This is a genomic window from Myxococcus faecalis, from assembly GCF_050039385.1.
Taxonomy (GTDB): domain Bacteria; phylum Myxococcota; class Myxococcia; order Myxococcales; family Myxococcaceae; genus Myxococcus; species Myxococcus fulvus.
In genome coordinates, this window is sequence record NZ_CP144336.1 from 71,837 (window position 1) to 89,608 (window position 17,772).

Genomic DNA, 17,772 nt, shown 5'->3' on the forward strand with positions numbered 1-17,772 from the left:
ATGCGCGGCATGTCCCCCACCCCGCTCGACGCCCTCACCACGCCCGCCGCCCTCGTGGACCTGGACCGCGTGGAAGCCAACCTGCGCCGCGTGGCGGACTACACGCGCGAGCACAAGCTCCACTGGCGGCCCCACACGAAGACCCACAAGACGGCGGAGCTCACGCGGCTGCAGCTCGCCTCGGGGGCCGTGGGCGCCACGGTGGCCACCGTGCGCGAGGCCGAGGTCATGGCCACCGTCGCGGACGACGTGCTGCTCGCCTACCCACCCGTGGGCCTGGCGCGACTGTCGCGGCTGATGGCCCTGCCCTCGCGCACGCGCCTCACCGTGGCGCTCGACTCCGCCGAGGCGCTCGATGGGCTCGGCCGCGCGGCGCGAGAGGCCGGGCGCTCCGTGGGCGTGCTGGTGGAGCTGGACTTGGGAATGCGGCGGGTGGGCGTACAGACGCCGACGGACGCGGTGGCGCTGGCGCGCGCGGTGGCGGAGACGAAGTCCGTGGCGTATCGCGGCGTCATCTTCTATCCGGGCCATGTGCGCGCACCGGTGGAGCAGCAGGACGCGGCGCTCGCGGACCAGCGCTCGCGACTGGGCGCCTTCCTGGATGCGCTCTCGGCCGAGGGGCTGAGGCCCGGGGTGGTGAGCGGCGGCTCGACGCCCATGCTGTGGCGCTCGCACGAGGTGCCGGGCCTGACGGAGATACGCCCCGGAATCAACGTGCTCAATGACCGCAACACGGCCTCGCTGGGCGCGTGCGCCTGGAGCGACTGCGCCTTCTCGGTGCTCGCCACCGTGGTGAGCACCGCCGTGCCCGGCCAGGTGGTGCTCGACGCGGGCTCCAAGGCCCTGGCCAAGGAGGAGGGCCTCGCGCCCTCGGGCGGCTACGGTGCGCTGCTGGACAGGCCGGAGCTGGTGGTGCGCAGCGTCTCCGAGGAGCACGGCCTGCTCGACGTCTCGTCCACGTCGTGGCGGCCGCGCGTGGGCGAGCGCGTGCGCGTGGTGCCCAACCACGTCTGCGCCGCCGTCAACCTGCACGAGCGGCTGCACGTCCTCCGCAAGGACACCGTGATGGAGACCTGGGAGGTCGCCGCGCGCGGCTGGTGAATCAGCCCGGCACGCGCACGGCGTCCAGCCGCTCCAGCTCCCGCGTCAGCAGCGTCTCCAGCTCGCGGATGTTCCGGTAGACGATACAGCGGTACGACGCGACGTCGAAGCGCAGCTCGCGCACGTCGCGCACCAGCAGCAGCGTGGGCCGCCCCTTGCCCCACGCGTAGCCGACCTCCAGGTACACGTTGGGGTTGGCCAGCGACAGGTCCGCGATGACGACCTTCGCCGTGTCGATGCGCTCCTTGATGCGCTGGATGATGGGCCCGTCGAACACGTCCTGGTCCACGCGCTCGCACAGCATGCCCGCGGCCTTCACCGGCCCCTGGATACCGTAGTGGAACGTGTCCTCCAGCTCCGGCGTGAAGGGCATCGCCACGAAGGCGTGGGGCTTCGCGCTGGACACCGTGCCCGCGCTCGCCATGGAAGGCGCCTGCACGAAGCCGCGCTCGCGGCGCACGCGGAAACCACCGCCGGGCAGGGGCTCCACGCCGGGCGTGCCCCCCAGCCCGCGCTCCAGCGCCCTGCGCAGCCGCAGCGCGCGCCGCTCGTCCACCTCCACCACCGTGAAGCGCTCCAGCTCCTTGGGCCCCGAGCCCCGCTGGAACGCCTCGATGAGCCCGCCCACGAAGGCGAGCACCGCCTCGTCCTCGTCCAGCCCGTAGTTGGGCCCGTGCACCGTGCTCCCCACGTGCTTGAGCCCGGGCCTGGACTCCATCGCCTTGAGCGCGCGCAGCGCGAACTGGCGGATCTCGTGGTAGCCGAACTCGCCCAGCCGCACCGTGCCCACGAAGAGCGCCAACGGTGAGCCCAGCGCGCCGTGCGTCTCCACGAAGCGGTGCTCCCCGGGCAGCACCGACACCTGCGTCGGTGGCACCCCCACCACCTCCAGCAGACGCACCGCCTTCCCGGCCGCGCCGTACAGCTTCTGTGCAAACTTGAACAAGACGACGTCGGCGGTCGCCTCGGTGACGTCCCCCACTTCCAGCACCACGTCGAGAGCCGCGCTCATCCCTCGGACTGTAGGGCTCCGGACGGGTTGGCCCAAGGTCCGACCCAACGGTCCATTCGCGAACGGGGCCCCCCAGACCCCCTTGGCTCTAAGACTCTGGGTATGTCCAATCTGAAGAACTCCATTCGCATTGTGATATGGAGCCCTGCACACCCCGGAACACCCGGGGAACCCCACATCCCCTGGGGGGGCCTTCCCGACCTCGAAGCTTCCGGCTCGGGAAAAGTGAAGGAGAGACAGATGGCGAGCATCGGTATCGTCGGCGCCGGCACTGCCGGTCTGCACCTGGGTCTGAAGCTTCTCTCGCAGGGCATCCCGGTCAGCATCTACGCGGAGCAGGAGCCGGACGCGCTGCGCTCGGGTCGCCTGATGAACACGGTGACGCACCACGCGCCCACGCGGACGCGCGAGCGGGAGCTGTGGGTGGACTTCTGGGGCGCGCCGGAGCTGGCGATGAACCGCTGCGCCATCCACGTCCACGGGCCGGAGCTCATCAGCCTGAGGGGACGGGTGGGCGAGCCCAGCCTGTGCGTGGACTACCGGCTGTACCAGCCGCGCCTGGCCGAGGCCTTCGTGGAGCGCGGGGGCCACCTGGAGGTCCGCCCGGTGGACGCCAAGGAGCTGGAGGTGCTGTCGCGCCGTCACACGCTGATGGTGGTGGCCACCGGCCGCAACGGCCTCAACGCGCTGTTCCCGCGCGTGCCGGAGCTGTCCCCGCACACGAAGCCTCCGCGGGTGTTGTTCGCGGCCATCCTCAAGGGCCTGCGCATGCCGGAGCCGCTCGGCATGCACGTCAACCTGGTGCCCGGCCAGGGCGAGGTCTTCGAGTCGCAGATGATCACCCGCCAGGGCCGCGTGCCCAGCACGCTCATCGAGGCGCTCCCCGGCACGGAGCTGGCGGCGCTGATCTCCCGCAAGCGGGACGACGACCCGGCCGCGTTCGACGCGGGCCTGCTGGACATCTTCCGCCGCTTCGCGCCCGCGACGTACGAGCGCATCGACCCGACGGAGTTCGGCGTGCGCGGTCCGCTGGACTTCCTGCAGGGCGGCTTCGCGCCGACGGTGCGCCGCGCGTGGGCCGAGCTAGGCGAGGGGCGCTATGCGATGGCGGTGGGCGACACGCACGTGACGAACGACCCCATCGCGGGCCAGGGCGCGAACGCGGCGTCCGCGTCCGCCTTCACGCTGGCGGTGGCCATCCACGACACGCTGTTGTCGGAGCGCCCCTTCGACGAGACGTTCTGCCGCGACACCGAGGCCCGGATGTGGGCCGCCGTGGCGCCGGCCACCACGTGGACCAACGCGCTGCTCGAGCCGCCTCCCGCGCACGTCATCGACCTGCTGGTGGCGGGCAGCCGCGACAGCCGGGTGGCGGACGCCATCGTCAGCGCGTTCATGATTCCCGAGCGCATCCTGGGCGCGTGCGCCTCTCCCGAGGCCACCGCGGAGTTCGTGATGAACGCGAGCCGCCCGAGCGCGGAGGTGCTGGCGGCCACGGGCGTGCTGGGCTGGGACACCGGCACGCGCATCCGGCCGCTCGCGGGCTGACCGGCGCCCAGAAAGCGTCGTGGCGCGGGCGCGAGCCTTCGCTATCCTCCCGGACCATGCGATTCGCCATCGTCGGTTCGGGAGGAGTGGGCGGCTACTACGGCGCGCGGTTGGTTCGCGCGGGTCATGAGGTGGGCTTCCTCGCCAGGGGTGCGCACCTGGCCGCCCTGCGGAAGAAGGGCCTCACCATCCTCAGCCCGGAGGGGGACTTCACCGTCCCCGTGCGCGCCGAGGAGGACGCCGCCCTGCTGGGCCCCGTGGACGTCGTCATCCTGGGCGTGAAGAACTACGACGTCGCCAGCGTGCTTCCCCAGGTGAAGACGCTGCTGGCCGCCTCCAGGGAGCCCGCGCTGGGCGGGACCACCGCGGTGGTCGTCACGCTGCAGAACGGCGTGGACAGTCCGTCCGAGGTCGCCGCGGCCGTGGGCGAGGCCGCGGTCATCGGCGGCACCACGTACATCTCCACCGCCATCAGCGAGCCGGGCGTCATCAAACAGACGGGCACGCAGCACCGCATCGTGCTGGGCGAGGCCTTCGGTGACACCTCGCGCGTCTCGCGGCGGGTGCAGGTCGTGCGGGACGTGCTCGCGCAGGCGGGGCTCAACGCGGAGGCGGTGGCGGACGTCCGCGCTCCGCTGTGGGAGAAGCTCGCCTTCCTGGCCCCCATGGCGGGCTTCTGCACCGCCGCGAGGACCCCGGTGGGGCCGCTGCGGGAAGGCCCCTTCTTCCGGGAGACGTTCCGGGAGGCCGCGGCCGAGGTGCTCCGGGTCGCCGCCGCCGAGGGTGTCACCACCACCACGCGGGCGGACGACGTGATGAACTACATGGACGGCGTCCCCGCGGAGGTGCGCCCCTCGATGATGGTGGACTTCGACGCGGGCAAGCCGCTGGAGGTCGAGTACCTCCAGGGCACGGTGGCGCGGCGCGGCCACGCGCTCGGCGTCCCCACGCCCGTGATGAGCACGCTGTACTCCGTGCTGCTGCCTCACGCGAAGGGCGCGCGCCAGAAGTGACGTCCCGGCAGCCCTCCGGGCGAGCAGGCGCGCGGTCGGGTCCGGATGCAATGATTCGCCCTTTCGCGCATAGAGGAGAGCGATGAGCGAGCCGAACCCCCGTCTACCGCCCGGTGCCCCGTCGTCCGCCCCCCTGGGGCGCGTGGCGCTCCACGCCGTCGCCGCGGGGCTCACGCCCCTCATCCCGGTGCCGTTCCTGGATGACTACGCGCTCTACCAGGTGCGCGAGCAGCTGGTGCGCTCGCTCCTGGAGGAGCGCGGCCTGCGCGCCTCGACCCAGGCGGTGGAGGCGCTGGCGGGCTCCAGCCTGGGGAGGACCTTGGGCGGACGGCTGGCCAGCTACCTCAAGGGGTTGATGCTGCTGCCGGTGAAGAAGGTGTTCCGCAAGGTCTTCTTCGTGTTGTGGGTGAAGGACTGCGTGGACGTGGCCTCGGTGTCCCTGCACCACGGCTACCTGCTGCACCACGCGCTGGAGCGAGGCGACCTGGACGCGCTGAGCCTGCAGGGCGACAAGCCCGCGGCGGTGCACGCGGCCATCGTCGCGGCCTGCGCGGAGGTGGACGCCCGGCCCATCAACCAGGCCCTGCGCCGGCTCTTCGCGAGCAGCCGCGTGCTGATGGCCGAGGCCACGCGCGTGTTCCGGAACCCGGGCAACGTCGGTCCCCGCACGCCGGAGCCCGGCGAGGGCACCGAGGTGAAGTCGCTGTCGGAGCGCCTGCTCGCCCTCCTCTGGGAGGAGCGCGGCTACTTCACGACGCTGGAGGCGCACTACGCGCGCCACCTGACGACGCCGGCCCCACCCCCGGAGATGAAGGCCGCCTCAGGGGCTTGAGGTCGTCGCGCGGGCCGCGCCCTCGCGGATGCGCTGCGAGAAGTCGGCCTGCCCCGCGGCCTCCAGGGCGCGCGCGTTGATGAGGTGCCGGGCGCGCACGTCGGCCAGGGGCGCGTCGCGGTCGATGAGGTCCAGCTCGTACGCGAGCTCGTCGGAGAAGGCCGGCAGGAGCGTGCGGTGGTCGTACGGCACCTTCAGCGCGCTCACCTTCTCGAAGTGACGCACCAGGTTGGTGGTGCAGTTGTTGTAGACGGAGTTGTAGAACTCCGGGTGCTCGTGCAGCGCGTTCATCCGCGCCACCATGTCCAGGAAGAAGTCGGAGATGCGCTCCTTCGACGCGTTCACCGGGTAGAGGTACACGTCGTCGCGGCGGTGGTTTGCGCGCAGCTGGACCAAGTCCCGCTCGTCACCCACCACGTAGACCAGCTCGAACTGGCGGAACAGCCCGCCCACGGCGGAGAACGTCTCGCCCTTCTCGCGGCGCACCTCCACGGAGAAGACGACGTAGCGCCCGTCCGAGAAGCCGAAGCTCACCATGGTGTGCGCGGCGCCGTAGAAGCCGGAGAACGGCTCGACGATGAACCAGGCCCCCGTCAGCTCCTTCGCGTCGTAGGTGGCCGTGTACCAGGAGGCATCCCAGTCCGTCGTGCTGCGGTAGCGGAAGTCGCGCACGTCGTGAATCGTCACGCGCGAGCCTTCCACATCGGCCCGGGCCATCCGCGCCAGGTCCGGCGCCCATTCCCGCTGGTTGGACGGCGCGTGGGAGAAGGCCCAGAAGTGCAGGCCCGCGCCCGCCACCACCACCACGCCCACCGCGCCCAGCTTCGAGCCCTTCTTCCAGACGAAGACGGACATCCCCGCCACCAGCAGCGCGCCCAGGGCCCGCACCCAGTGCGGCCCCTCCGGCCCCGCTCCCGTCAGCGCGAGCGCGAGCGCGGCCCAGCCGGTGCCGCCCAGGACGACGAGCCCGGTGATGACATTGGAAGCCCCCGAGGAGAATCGCATGTCCCCAGTATTCCTTGCCCCGCCGTCCACCGCCACCCCGCCCGTCGGGCCCGCCCGGTTCTCCGGAGAAGCCGCCTGCCCCCGGGTATCACTTCGCGCGGCGATGACATATGAGAGCCGGGAGGGCTCGGTTATCAGAGCCCTCCGGGTCTCCTGGAGCCGTCGTGTCATTGCTCGCCCTGCTCTTCAAGAAGTCGAAGCTGCCCATCATCCTCGCCGCGTTGCTGGGCATCCTCACGGGAGCCTGTAGCGCGGCGCTCGTCGCGGCGATGAATCAGGCCCTGACGTCCCGGACGGTGGCGGACGCGATGCCGCTGATGCCCGTCTTCGTGGGGCTGGCGGTGGCCGTGCTGGTGCTGCGAATCATCTCCCAGCTCCAGCTGGCTTCCATGCAGCAGGAGGCGCTGCTGGACCTGCGGCTGTCGCTGTGTCGACGCATCCTCGAGGCGCCCCTGCGCAAGCTGGAGGAAGCCGGGCCGCACAAGCTGCTCGCCGCGCTGACCGAGGACATCAGCGTCATCAACAGCACCATCGCCGTCATCCCCGGGGTCATCATCTGTCTGGCGACGCTGGTCGGCTGTCTCGTGTATCTGGCGTGGCTGTCCGGTCCCCTCCTGGGGCTCATCCTGGGCGTCATCGCGGTGGTGATGGCGAGCGTGGCGCTGCCCAACCGCTATGCCTACGCGCAGTTCTTCAAGCGGCGTGAAACCCATGACGCGATGTACAGCGGCTTTCGCACGCTCATCGACGGCTCGAAGGAGCTGCAGCTCCACCACGCGCGCAGCGAGGACTTCTTCAACCGGGACTTGAAGCCGACGGCGGAGGAGGTCTCGCGCATCTCCCTGACGACGAGCAAGCTCTTCATCATCACCGGCAGCTGGGGCGGCTTCATGGTGATGGCCGTCATCGGTTTCATCCTCTTCGGCGTGCCGCGCTTCCAGGACGTGGAGATGTCCACGCTGGCGGCGTACGCGCTGGTGGTGCTGTACCTGCAGCAGCCGCTCGACGGGCTGATGAACCAGTGGCCCAACCTGTCGCGCAGCCACGTGGCGATGAAGAAGCTGGAGAAGCTGGGCCTGTCGCTGGAGGACCCGGAGCCCTCCGCGTCCGACGACGGCATGCCGCGCGACTTCCAGCGCATCGAGCTGGTCGGCCTCGGCCACACCTACCGGCGGGAGCTGGACGGCGCCAGCTTCACGCTGGGCCCCATCGATGCGACGCTGCGGCGCGGGGAGCTGGTGTTCCTGGTGGGTGGCAACGGCAGCGGCAAGACGACGCTGGCCAAGCTGTTCACGGGCCTCTACGCCCCCGAGCAGGGCGAGCTGCGCGTGGACGGCGTCCCCGTCACCGCCGCCACCCGGCGCGCCTACCGTCAGCTGTTCTCCGCCGTCTTCTTCGACTTCCACCTCTTCGAGCGGATGCTCGGCCTGGACCACCCTGGCATGGAGGACAAGGCCCGCCAGTACCTCACCCGCCTGCAGCTCGAGAAGAAGGTCCGGGTGGAGGACGGCAAGCTGTCCACCGTGGCGCTGTCCCAGGGGCAGCGCAAGCGCCTGGCCCTGCTCACGTCGTTCCTGGAGGACCGCCCCATCTACGTCTTCGACGAGTGGGCCGCGGACCAGGACCCGGTGTTCCGCGAGCTCTTCTACCGCGAGATGCTCCCGGCGCTCAGGGACCAGGGCAAGCTCGTCTTCGTCATCAGCCATGACGACCGCTACTTCCACCTGGCGGACCGGGTGCTCAAGCTCGAGGCCGGGCAGCTGGTGCCCTCCTCCACGCCCCTGGTGGCGGCCGTGCCCGCATGAAGACAGGGTGATACAGACTCCGACACATCACTCGGATACCTGAGTGTCACGCTTTCAGTGGCAATCCGTGATAATGGTTTTGTAACGGAGTGACCGCCTGACACGTGCACCGGACTGAGCGCGGTTCACTCAGGTCCCCTGAATCGAGGTTCTGCGAGTGGTGCTCACGAACGTGGAGCATGCGGAGCTGTATGTGGGCGACGCGGTCCTCTCCGCCTACTACTTCTGCCATGCGCTGGGCTTCCGGATGGTGGCGAGCGGCGGGCCGGAGTCGGGGCTCGCGGGACAGCGCTCCTTCGTGTTGGAGCAAGGCGCAGCCCGGCTCGTCGTCACCTCGGCGCTGGGTGCCGAAGGTGAGGTCGCGGAGTATGTCCGTGCACACGGTGACAGCGTGCGGGACATCGCGCTGGGCACGCCCGACGTCGTCGCCGCGTTCGACCAGGCGGTGCGCCGGGGCGCGCGTCCGGTGGCACGGCCCGCGGTCTTCGAGGCGGCAGGCCAGCGCGTGGTGAAGGCCACGCTCGCCGGGCCCGGAGGCTGGGTGCACTCACTCATCCAGCGGGACACGCCCGGGGGCGCGTTCCTTCCGGGCGTCTACCTGCCCGTGGACACGGGGCCGTCCGGAGGCGCGTCACTGTTTCGCGACGTGGACCACCTCGCCTTCGCGCTGCGGGCGGGCACGCTGCTGGACACGGTGGCCTTCTACGTGGACGTGCTCGGCTTCGAAGAGACCCACCAGGAGGACGTGCGCACCGAGTACAGCGGCATGAGCTCGCGCGTGGTGCAGGCGGCGGGCGGGCGCATCTGCTTCCCGCTGCAGGAGCCCGTCTCCGGCACGCGTCGGGGACAGCTGGAGGACTTCGTGGACGCCCACGGTGGCGCGGGGGTGCAGCACCTGGCCTTCCTGGCGGACGACATCGTCCGCGCGGTGGACTCGCTGGGGCAGCGCGGCGTGGGCCTGCTCGACGCGCCTCGGGGCTACTACGAGGCGCTGGAGGCGCGGCTCGGCTCGCTGGGGCCGTTCCCCCGTGAGCAGTTCCAGTCGCGCAACATCCTGATGGACCGCGATGCGTGGGGGGTGCTGCTCCAGGTCTTCACCCGCTCGCAGCACGCGCGGCGCACGCTGTTCTTCGAGGTCATCCAGCGCCACCAGGCGCGCGGCTTCGGCGGCGCCAACATCCAGGCGCTCTACGCCGCCAAGGAGCAGGACGCCACGCGCGCCGTGGGTTGAGCCGCGCGCGGCCGCTGCTTCGAGGCGCTTCAGCCGCGCCGCTCCGGGCGCATGGGCATGCCGCCCTTGGGCAACAGGGCGATGCCCGGGTAGATGTCCACGCGCCGGCCGGGGATGGCGTGGAAGCGGTAGCGCTGGGAGACCATGGCCAGCACCAGCGCGCCGAACATCAGCGCCAGGTTGTTGCCGATGCAGATGTGCTGGCCCGCGCCGAACGGCAGGTAGGCGAACTTGTGCCGCGCGGCCTTCTGCTCCGGCGTGAAGCGCTCCGGGTCGAACACCTCCGGACGCGGCCAGAACTCCGGATGCCGGTGGAAGACGTAGGGCACGGCGAGCACGGACGCGCCCGGCTCCACGGTGTAGCCCCCCAGCGTGTCCGCGTCCTTGGCCGTGCGAAGCAGCCGCCACGCGGGGGGATACAGGCGAAGGGTCTCCTCGAACACCTGCGTCGCGTAGCGCAGCCGGGGCAGGTCCTCGAGCGTCGGGGCGCGGCCACCGAGCACCGCGGCGCACTCCGACGCGAGGCGTGCCTCGATGTCCGGGTGCCGCGACAGGAGGTGCCAGGCCCAGGAGAGCGCCACACCCGGCCCCTCGTGGCCGGAGAACAGGTTCATGAACTCGTCACGCAGCTCCTTGTCCGTCATCGACTCGCCGGTGTCGCGGTCCTTCGCCGCCACCAGCATCGCCATGATGTCGTCCTGGGGGCCGCCGGCCTTGCGCTGGGCGATGACCTCCTTCGCCTTGACGTTGAGCATGCGGAGGGTGCCAAAGAAGTCCGCCCACTTCTTCTTGTAGATGGGCAGCCGCTCCAGCCGCAGCAGCCGCGACATGAACGTCCCCCGGTCGTTCATGATCCACATCATCCGCCCGACGGCCGCCGCCGCCGCCGCGTCCGGCTCCTCCGAGTACAGCGCGCGCGTGGTCATCCGCAGCGACAGGCTCCCCATCTCCGCGGCCATGTCGAACGGCCGCGCGGTGGCATCCGCCTCCCACGCGGTGAGCGTCCGCCGGACCAGGTCCACCATGCCCGCCAGCAGGCCCGCCAGGCGGTCCCGGTGGAACGAGGGCTGGACGAGCCGGCGCTGGCGCCGCCAGTAGTTCCCCTCGCTCACGAACAGCCCGTTGCCCAGGAAGGGGTCCTCGGACAGCTCCTGCTTCGAGTAGTTGGGCGCGTTCTCGGTGAGGAAGTACCGGATCTGATCCGGATGACTCACCATGTAGGTCGCCGAGGCGCCCGTGTCGAAGCGGACCACGTCGCCATACTTGCGGAAACCCTGGGTGAAGTAACCCAGCGGGTCGTGCTCCTGACGCAGGACATTGAGCCAGACGGGAAGACCCCGGGGGCCGGGGGCGGACGAAGGTGCTTGAGGCGATGCCATGAGGTCTCGCGAGCGAAGTTCTCCAGTTTATCAGAAGAGCCTGACCCCCTGACAAACCAAGGAGTTAGAGCGGTTCGTGGCTGACTAGACATTCCAGATAAAACAAGGGATGAAGGCAGAGGGCATGCTTCACCTTCGACCTAATTTTCCTCACTCACGGCTCCGGACGACGGTGCCGTGCCGGCGTGCGGTAGCGGGCCACTCGCGGCAGAGCCAGGGGCGGATCGGGACAGCGTCCCCCCTGAGGCGCCGCGGCGTTTCGTGTCGTCGCTGTTAGACGCCAGACCCCCACCAGCCACCAGGACGTGAAGCGGTACCGGGACGGCCACGCCCGGGCCCGCGGTACCACCATCGCGAGTCGTCCGCCGGGGAGCACGCATGAAACAGCACCATGAGACGTCCGCGGGGGACTTCCACCACCTCGTGGACCTGCTGTGCCATCGGGCGGGCACCCAGGGCGACGCGCTGCTGTATCGCTTTCTCGAAACGGGAGACGTGGACGGCCCGGTGGAGGAGTGGAGCTACGCCCGGCTGGACGCGCGAGCGCGGGCGCTGGGCGCGCTGCTGCGGGCCTCGGGCTCACCGGGAGACCGTGCGCTCCTGCTGTATCCGCCGGGGATGGAGTTCGTGGCGGGCTTCATGGGCTGCCTGTACGCGGGCGTCGTCGCGGTGCCGTGCTATCCGCCGGACCCGACGCGGCTGGAGCGCACCCTGCCCCGCCTGCGGGCCATCGCGCAGGACTGTGGCGCGCGCTACGTGCTCACCACGAGCTTCATCCTGGAGATGTCGGAGCTGTTCAAGCCGCAGGCGCCGGAGCTCGCCGCGCTGCAGTGGCTGGCCAGCGACGCGGTGCCGGAGTCGATGGCGGCGGACTGGCGGCGGCCGGAGCTGACGGGCGGCACGACGGCGTTCCTCCAGTACACCTCCGGCTCGACGGGCAACCCCAAGGGGGTGATGGTCAGCCACGCCAACATCCTGCACAACGAGGCGCTCATCACCCGGGGCTTCGGGCTGGAGGCGTCGCGCTCGTCGGGGATGGGGTGGCTGCCCATGTTCCACGACATGGGGCTCATCGGGAAGGTGCTCCAGCCGCTGTACCTGGGCTTCCCGTGCACGCTGATGTCGCCCATCTCGTTCCTCCAGCGTCCGCTGCGCTGGCTGGAGGCCATCTCCCACTTCCAGGCGACGTGCAGCGGCGGGCCCAACTTCGCGTACGACCTGTGCGTCCGGAAGGCCACCGACGAGGACCGCGCGAAGCTGAAGCTGGGCAGCTGGGAGCTGGCGTTCAACGGCGCGGAGCCGGTGCGGCGAGAGACGCTGGAGCGCTTCGCGGAGACCTTCGCGCCTTGTGGTTTCAAGCGCACGGCATTCTACCCCTGCTACGGTCTGGCGGAGGCCACGCTCATCGTCACCGGCGGCACGCAGGGCGAGGCGTTCGTCCACGGCGACTTCTCCGCGGACGCACTGGAGCAGGGTCGCGCGGCGGCGCCCGGGACGGGTGACACGCGGGCGCGGACGCTGGTGGGCTCGGGCGTGAGCGCGGTGGACCAGGAGGTGCTCATCGTCCAGCCGGAGACGCGCGAGCGGCTCGGCGCGAACCAGGTGGGCGAGGTCTGGGTGCGCGGGCCCAGCGTGGCGACGGGCTACTGGGAGCGTCCCGAGGAGACCGCGCACGCGTTCGACGCGCGGCTCGCGTCGGGCGAGGGGCCGTTCCTGCGCACCGGTGACCTGGCCTTCCTGTCGGAGGCGGGGCAGCTGTTCGTCACCGGCCGGCTGAAGGACCTGCTCATCATCCGCGGCCGCAACCTGTATCCCCAGGACCTGGAGCTGGAGACCGAGCGCGCGCATCGCGCCATCCGCGCGGGCTGCTGCGCCGCATTCAGCGTGGAGGTGGAGGGCGAGGAGCGGCTGGTGGTCGCGGCCGAGGTCGACGTGCGCGACGGCTTCGACGCGGGCGTCGTCGTGGCCGCCGTGCGCAAGGCGCTGGCGGAGCAGCATGCCGTCCACGCGCACGCCGTCGTCCTGCTCCAGGCGCGCAGCATCCCGAAGACGTCGAGCGGGAAGATTCAGCGCCGCGCCACGAAGGCGGCCTGGCTCGCGGGTGAGCTCGAAATCGTCGAGGCCTCGGTCGCCGCCGCGGTGTCCTCGCCGAGCGTCCCCGAGTCCACCATCCCGCTCAAGGAGCAGCTGGCCACGGCGGAGGACGGCCAGCGGCTCGCGCTGGTGGAGGACTTCCTGCGCCGGGCCGTGGCGCGCGCGCTGCGGCTGGATGCCTCGACGCTCCCGGGCGACACGGAGCTCGCGGGCCTGGGGCTCGACTCGTTGATGGTGCTGGAGGTGCACGGCCAGTTGGAGTCGGAGCTGGGCGTGGCGCTGCCCGCTGCATTCCTCTGGGTGAGCCCCACGCTGGAGGCCGCGGCCCTGCGGCTCCTGGAGGCGTGGCGTGGCGTCCGGCCCGAGCACTCGCTGGTGGCGCCGCCGCTGAGCGCGGGACCTCGCGAGGGCGAGCATCCCCTCTCCTCCGGCCAGCTCCGCCTGTGGTTCCTGGACCGCCTGGTCCCCGACAGCGCGCTGTACAACCTCCACTTCCAGCTCCGGCTCACCGGTGCGCTGGACACCGGGGCCCTGGCGCGGAGCCTGGATGCGCTCGTCGAGCGTCACCCCGTGCTGGGCGCGGCGTTCCCGGAGGTCGACGGACAGCCCCGGCTGCTGGTGCGCGCCAGCGTGAAGCTGTCGTTCCCCGTCGTGGACCTGCGCCCCATCGCGTCCGAGGCGCGTGACGCGGAGCTGCGCCGTCTGTCGCTGGAGCAGGCGCGTGAGCCCTTCCGGCTGGCCGAGGGCCCCGCGGTGCGCGCGTCCCTGGTGACGCTGGGCGAACACGAGCATGTGCTGCTGATGACGCAGCACCACATCGCCACCGACGGCTGGTCCATCGGCGTGCTCGCGCATGAGCTGGCGGCGCTGTACCGCGCGCAGGTGACGGGCGCGGCCACCGAGCTGCCCGCCGTGAAGCTCCAGTACACGGACTTCGCCCGGTGGCAGCAGGGCCTGGGGCCGCTGCTCGACGCGCAGCGCGCATACTGGGGCAAGCAGCTTGCGGGGCTGCCAAGGCTGGAGCTGCCCACCGACTTCCCGCGTCCGCGCGAGCCCGGGTTCCAGGGCGCGCTGCATCACCTCGCGCTGGAGCGCTCGCTCGTCGAATCCCTGCGCGCGCTGGGGCGTCGCGAGGGCTGCACGCTCTTCGTCACGCTGACGGCCGCGTGGACGGCGCTGCTGCACCGCTACAGCGGACAGGCCGACTTCGCCGTGGGCACCGTGGTGGCGAACCGCGAGCGTCCGGAGCTGCGCGGCGTGGTGGGCTTCTTCGCGCACACGCTGGTGCTGCGCGCGAACCTCTCCGGCACGCCGAGCTTCCGCGAGCTGCTCTCCCGCACGCGGCAGACGTTCCACGAGGCGCTGGCGCACGCGGACCTCCCCTTCGAGGAAGTCGTGGGCGCGGCCCGTGCGCCGAGGGGCGGCGCGGACAATCCGCTGTTCCAGACGGCCCTGCTGCTGGAGGCGCTGCCCCCGACGAACCTGTCGGTGCCCGGCATGCAGTGGCGTCCGGTGCTGCCGGTGCCGGATGGCGCGGTGGAGGGCACGTCGAAGTTCGACCTCCAGCTCTCGCTCGCGGAGGGCGCGGACGGCCTCACCGGCGCGCTCGAGTACCGCACCGACCTGTTCACCCCCGCCACCGTGGCGCGGCTGGCCCGACAGCTGGAGACGCTGCTGCGCGCGGTCGTCGACACCGTGGAGACGCGGGTGGACGACCTACCGCTGCTCGGCGCGGACGAGTCGCGACAGCTGCTGGTGGACTGGAACGACCTCACGCCCGCGAGCACCGAGGACACCTCCATCCACGCGCAGTTCCGGGCGCAGGTGGCCAGGACTCCCGACGCGGTGGCGGTGGCAGGTGACGACGCGACGCTGACGTACGCGGAGCTGGACGCGCGCTCCAACGCGCTGGCGTGGCACCTGCGCGCCCAGGGCGTCGGCACCGAGACGCGCGTGGGGCTGTGCGTGGAGCGCTCGGCCGCCATGGTGGTGGCGATGCTGGGGGTGCTCAAGGCCGGCGGCGCATACGTGCCGTTGGACCCCGAGTATCCCCGCGAGCGACTGGCGTACATGCTGGAGGACTCGGGCGCGCCGGTGTTGCTCACGCAGACGCACCTGCGCGGCGCCATCCACACGGGCAGCGCGCGCGTCGTCGCGTTGGAGGACCTGTCCCTGACGGAGGGCACGCAGCGGGACACGCCTCCGCCGTCGACCACGGGCGCGGGGCACCTGGCGTACGTCATCTACACGTCCGGCTCCACGGGCCGCCCCAAGGGCGTCATGGTGCCGCACGGAGGGGTGGCCAACTTCTTCTCGGCCATGGACAGGCGCATCGGCCATCCGCCCTCGGGCACGTGGCTGGCCGTGACGAGCATCTCCTTCGACATCTCCGTGTTGGAGCTGCTGTGGACGCTCACGCGCGGCTTCAAGGTGGTGGTCCAGGGCGAGGGCGCGTCCATCAAGGCGCCGGCCCGGGCCTCGGCCGCGCGCGCCACGCCGATGCAGCTGAGCCTCTTCTACTTCGCGGACGACGCGGAGGCCTCGGCCGGCGACCGTTACAAGCTGCTGCTGGAGGGCGCGAAGTTCGCGGACCGTCACGGCTTCGCGGCGGTGTGGACGCCGGAGCGTCACTTCCATGCCTTCGGGGGGCTGTATCCCAGCCCGTCCGTGGCGGGCGCGGCCATCGCCGCGGTGACGGAGCGCGTGGCCATCCGCGCGGGCAGCGTGGTGCTGCCGCTGCACCACCCGGTGCGCGTCGCGGAGGAGTGGGCGCTGGTGGACAACCTGTCGCGAGGCCGCGTGGGCATCTCCGTCGCCTCCGGCTGGCACGCGAACGACTTCGTCTTCGCGCCCGAGCGCTACGAGCAGCGCCGCGAGCTGATGCTGGAGGGGCTGGACACGGTGCGCCGCCTGTGGCGCGGCGACACGCTGCGCTTCCCGGGCGGCGCGGGTGCCCAGGTGGACGTCACCCTGCGGCCGCGGCCGGTGCAGCAGGAGCTGCCGGTGTGGCTCACGGCGGCGGGCAACCCCGACACGTTCGTCACCGCGGGGCGCCTGGGCTGCAACGTCCTCACCCACCTGCTGGGGCAGACGTGGGAGGACCTGGAGAAGAAGCTGGCCCTCTACCGTGAGGCCTGGCGCGCGGCGGGACACGCGGGCGACGGACACGTCACGTTGATGCTGCACACGTTCATCGGTGAGGACGTCGCGACGGTGCGCTCGGTGGTGGAGAAGCCCTTCCGGAACTACCTGCGCAGCTCCGCGGACCTGATGCGCGGACTGGGCCGCACGCTGGGCGTGGACCTGGACACCGCCACCGAGGCGGACCTGGACCGGCTGGCCGCGCAGGCCTTCGAGCGCTACTTCGAGACGAGCGGACTGTTCGGCACGCCGCGCTCCGTGCGCGAGCGGATGGAGCAGCTGCGCGCCCTGGGCGTGGACGAGGTGGGCTGCCTCATCGACTTCGGCATCCCCGCGGACACCGTGCTGGCCAGCCTGCCGCTGCTGCACGAGGTGAAGTGCCAGGCGGACCGTGACGGCGCGCGCCAGCGCACCGCGCGCTCCATCCCGCTCAACCTGCGTGAGCACGCGGTGACGCATCTGCAGTGCACGCCCTCGCTGGCGCGCGCCCTGCTCGCGGACTCCGAGTCCACCGAGGCCCTGCGTGGCCTGAAGCGGTGGATGGTGGGCGGCGAGGCCCTCCCCTCCTCCCTGGCGACGTCGCTGCGACAGGTGCTCCCCGAGGACGCGCGGCTGCTCAACATGTACGGCCCCACGGAGACGACCATCTGGTCCTCCACGCACGACGTGCGCGGCGAGTCGGGGCCGGTGGTGTCCATCGGCACGCCGTTCCTCCGGACCCGCTTCTATCTGCTCGACGCGCGGCTGCGGCCCGTGCCCGTGGGCGTGCCGGGCGAGCTCTACATCGGCGGCGCGGGCGTGGTGCGCGGCTACCTGTCGCGTCCGGAGCTGACGGCCGAGCGCTTCGTGCCGGACCTGTTCTCCTCCGAGCCGGGCGCCCGGCTGTACCGCACCGGAGACCGGGCCCGCTGGCGCGACGACGGCACGGTGGAGTTCCTGGGCCGCGTGGACCACCAGCTCAAGGTGCGCGGCTTCCGCATCGAGGCGGGTGAAATCGAGGCGGTGCTCAGCGCACGCCCCGAGGTGCGCGAGGCGGTCGTCGTGGCCCGCGAGGACTCACCGGGCGACGTGCGGCTGGTGGCCTACGTGGTGGCGCGCGACGGGCAGACGGTGGACGCGACGGCGCTGCGCGACGCGGTGGCGCAGAAGCTGCCCGAGCACATGGTGCCCTCCGTGGTGGTGGACCTGCCGGCGCTGCCGCTCACGCCCAACGGCAAGGTGGACCGCAAGGCCCTGCCCGCCCCCAGCGCGACGCGGAGCTCACGCGCGGCCTTCGTGGCGCCGCAGGGTCAGCTCGAGCAGCAGATCGCCGACATCTGGAAGCAGGTGCTCAAGGTCGAGCAGGTCGGCGTGAACGACAACTTCTTCGACCTGGGTGGGCACTCACTGCTCATGGTCCAGGTCCACGCGCGGCTCAGGGCGGTGCTCGGTGGGGAGCTGCCGCTGCTGAAGCTGCTGGAATACCCCACCGTCAGCGCGCTCGCGCGTCACCTGCGCCAGGGCGCCACCACGCCGCAGGCCAATCCGGTGGAGACGGCGCAGGACCGCGCGAAACGCCAGCTCGAGAGCCTGAAGCGACAGCAGCAACGGGCAAGGAAACAGGGATAGGTC

The 17,772-nt window shown here is 71.4% G+C and carries 10 protein-coding genes; 7 read left to right on the forward strand and 3 right to left on the reverse strand.

All coding sequences use genetic code 11. The annotated features are described in order from the left end of the window. Positions 1 to 1,101: a D-TA family PLP-dependent enzyme gene (locus VZQ01_RS00295; protein WP_426746617.1), complete on the forward strand. Its 1,101-nt coding sequence runs from the start codon at positions 1 to 3 to the stop codon at positions 1,099 to 1,101. Position 1,102: 1 nt separating this feature from the next. Here VZQ01_RS00295 and VZQ01_RS00300 read toward each other — a convergent pair whose 3' ends face one another. Further along, positions 1,103 to 2,113 carry a hypothetical protein gene (locus tag VZQ01_RS00300; RefSeq protein ID WP_426746618.1) on the reverse strand — a complete coding sequence of 337 codons (1,011 nt, stop codon included), beginning with the start codon at positions 2,111 to 2,113 and terminating at the stop codon, positions 1,103 to 1,105. A 240-nt stretch (positions 2,114 to 2,353) separates the two neighbouring features. Here VZQ01_RS00300 and VZQ01_RS00305 point away from each other — a divergent pair, with 240 nt between their 5' ends. The 3 genes from VZQ01_RS00305 to VZQ01_RS00315 all read left to right on the forward strand — a co-directional run bounded on the left by VZQ01_RS00305 (position 2,354) and on the right by VZQ01_RS00315 (position 5,506). Continuing rightward, positions 2,354 to 3,661 carry a styrene monooxygenase/indole monooxygenase family protein gene (locus VZQ01_RS00305; protein ID WP_426746619.1) on the forward strand — a complete coding sequence of 436 codons (1,308 nt, stop codon included), beginning with the start codon at positions 2,354 to 2,356 and terminating at the stop codon, positions 3,659 to 3,661. 56 nt (positions 3,662 to 3,717) lie between these two features. Beyond that, positions 3,718 to 4,674, forward strand: a complete 957-nt coding sequence (locus VZQ01_RS00310) for a ketopantoate reductase family protein (RefSeq protein ID WP_267696480.1) — start codon at positions 3,718 to 3,720, stop codon at positions 4,672 to 4,674. An 82-nt stretch (positions 4,675 to 4,756) separates the two neighbouring features. After that, a complete protein-coding gene (locus VZQ01_RS00315; RefSeq protein WP_223751037.1) occupies positions 4,757 to 5,506 on the forward strand; it encodes a hypothetical protein in 750 nt (249 codons plus the stop codon). On the opposite strand, the gene VZQ01_RS00320 is transcribed toward VZQ01_RS00315, so the two are convergent. Then, positions 5,495 to 6,511, reverse strand: a complete 1,017-nt coding sequence (locus VZQ01_RS00320; protein WP_426746620.1) for an Lnb N-terminal periplasmic domain-containing protein — start codon at positions 6,509 to 6,511, stop codon at positions 5,495 to 5,497. The two genes, VZQ01_RS00315 and VZQ01_RS00320, sit on opposite strands and share 12 nt — an antisense overlap. A 164-nt stretch (positions 6,512 to 6,675) precedes the next feature. Between VZQ01_RS00320 and VZQ01_RS00325 the strand changes: the two genes are divergently transcribed. After that, the gene (locus VZQ01_RS00325; protein WP_141322873.1) at positions 6,676 to 8,316 is read left to right on the forward strand and encodes a cyclic peptide export ABC transporter; all 1,641 of its coding nucleotides are present in this window, start codon (positions 6,676 to 6,678) and stop codon (positions 8,314 to 8,316) included. A gap of 157 nt (positions 8,317 to 8,473) precedes the next feature. Further along, entirely contained in the window at positions 8,474 to 9,547 is a 1,074-nt protein-coding gene (gene hppD, locus VZQ01_RS00330; protein WP_426746621.1) for a 4-hydroxyphenylpyruvate dioxygenase, read from the forward strand. Positions 9,548 to 9,576: 29 nt separating this feature from the next. Here the strand turns inward: hppD and VZQ01_RS00335 are convergent, their stop codons facing one another. After that, complete coding sequence (locus VZQ01_RS00335; RefSeq protein ID WP_426746622.1) at positions 9,577 to 10,926, reverse strand: cytochrome P450; 1,350 nt, start codon at positions 10,924 to 10,926, stop codon at positions 9,577 to 9,579. Between the two features lie 378 nt (positions 10,927 to 11,304). On the opposite strand from VZQ01_RS00335, the gene VZQ01_RS00340 reads away from it, so the two are divergent. Further along, entirely contained in the window at positions 11,305 to 17,769 is a 6,465-nt protein-coding gene (locus VZQ01_RS00340; protein ID WP_426746623.1) for a MupA/Atu3671 family FMN-dependent luciferase-like monooxygenase, read from the forward strand. Positions 17,770 to 17,772 lie beyond the last annotated feature (3 nt).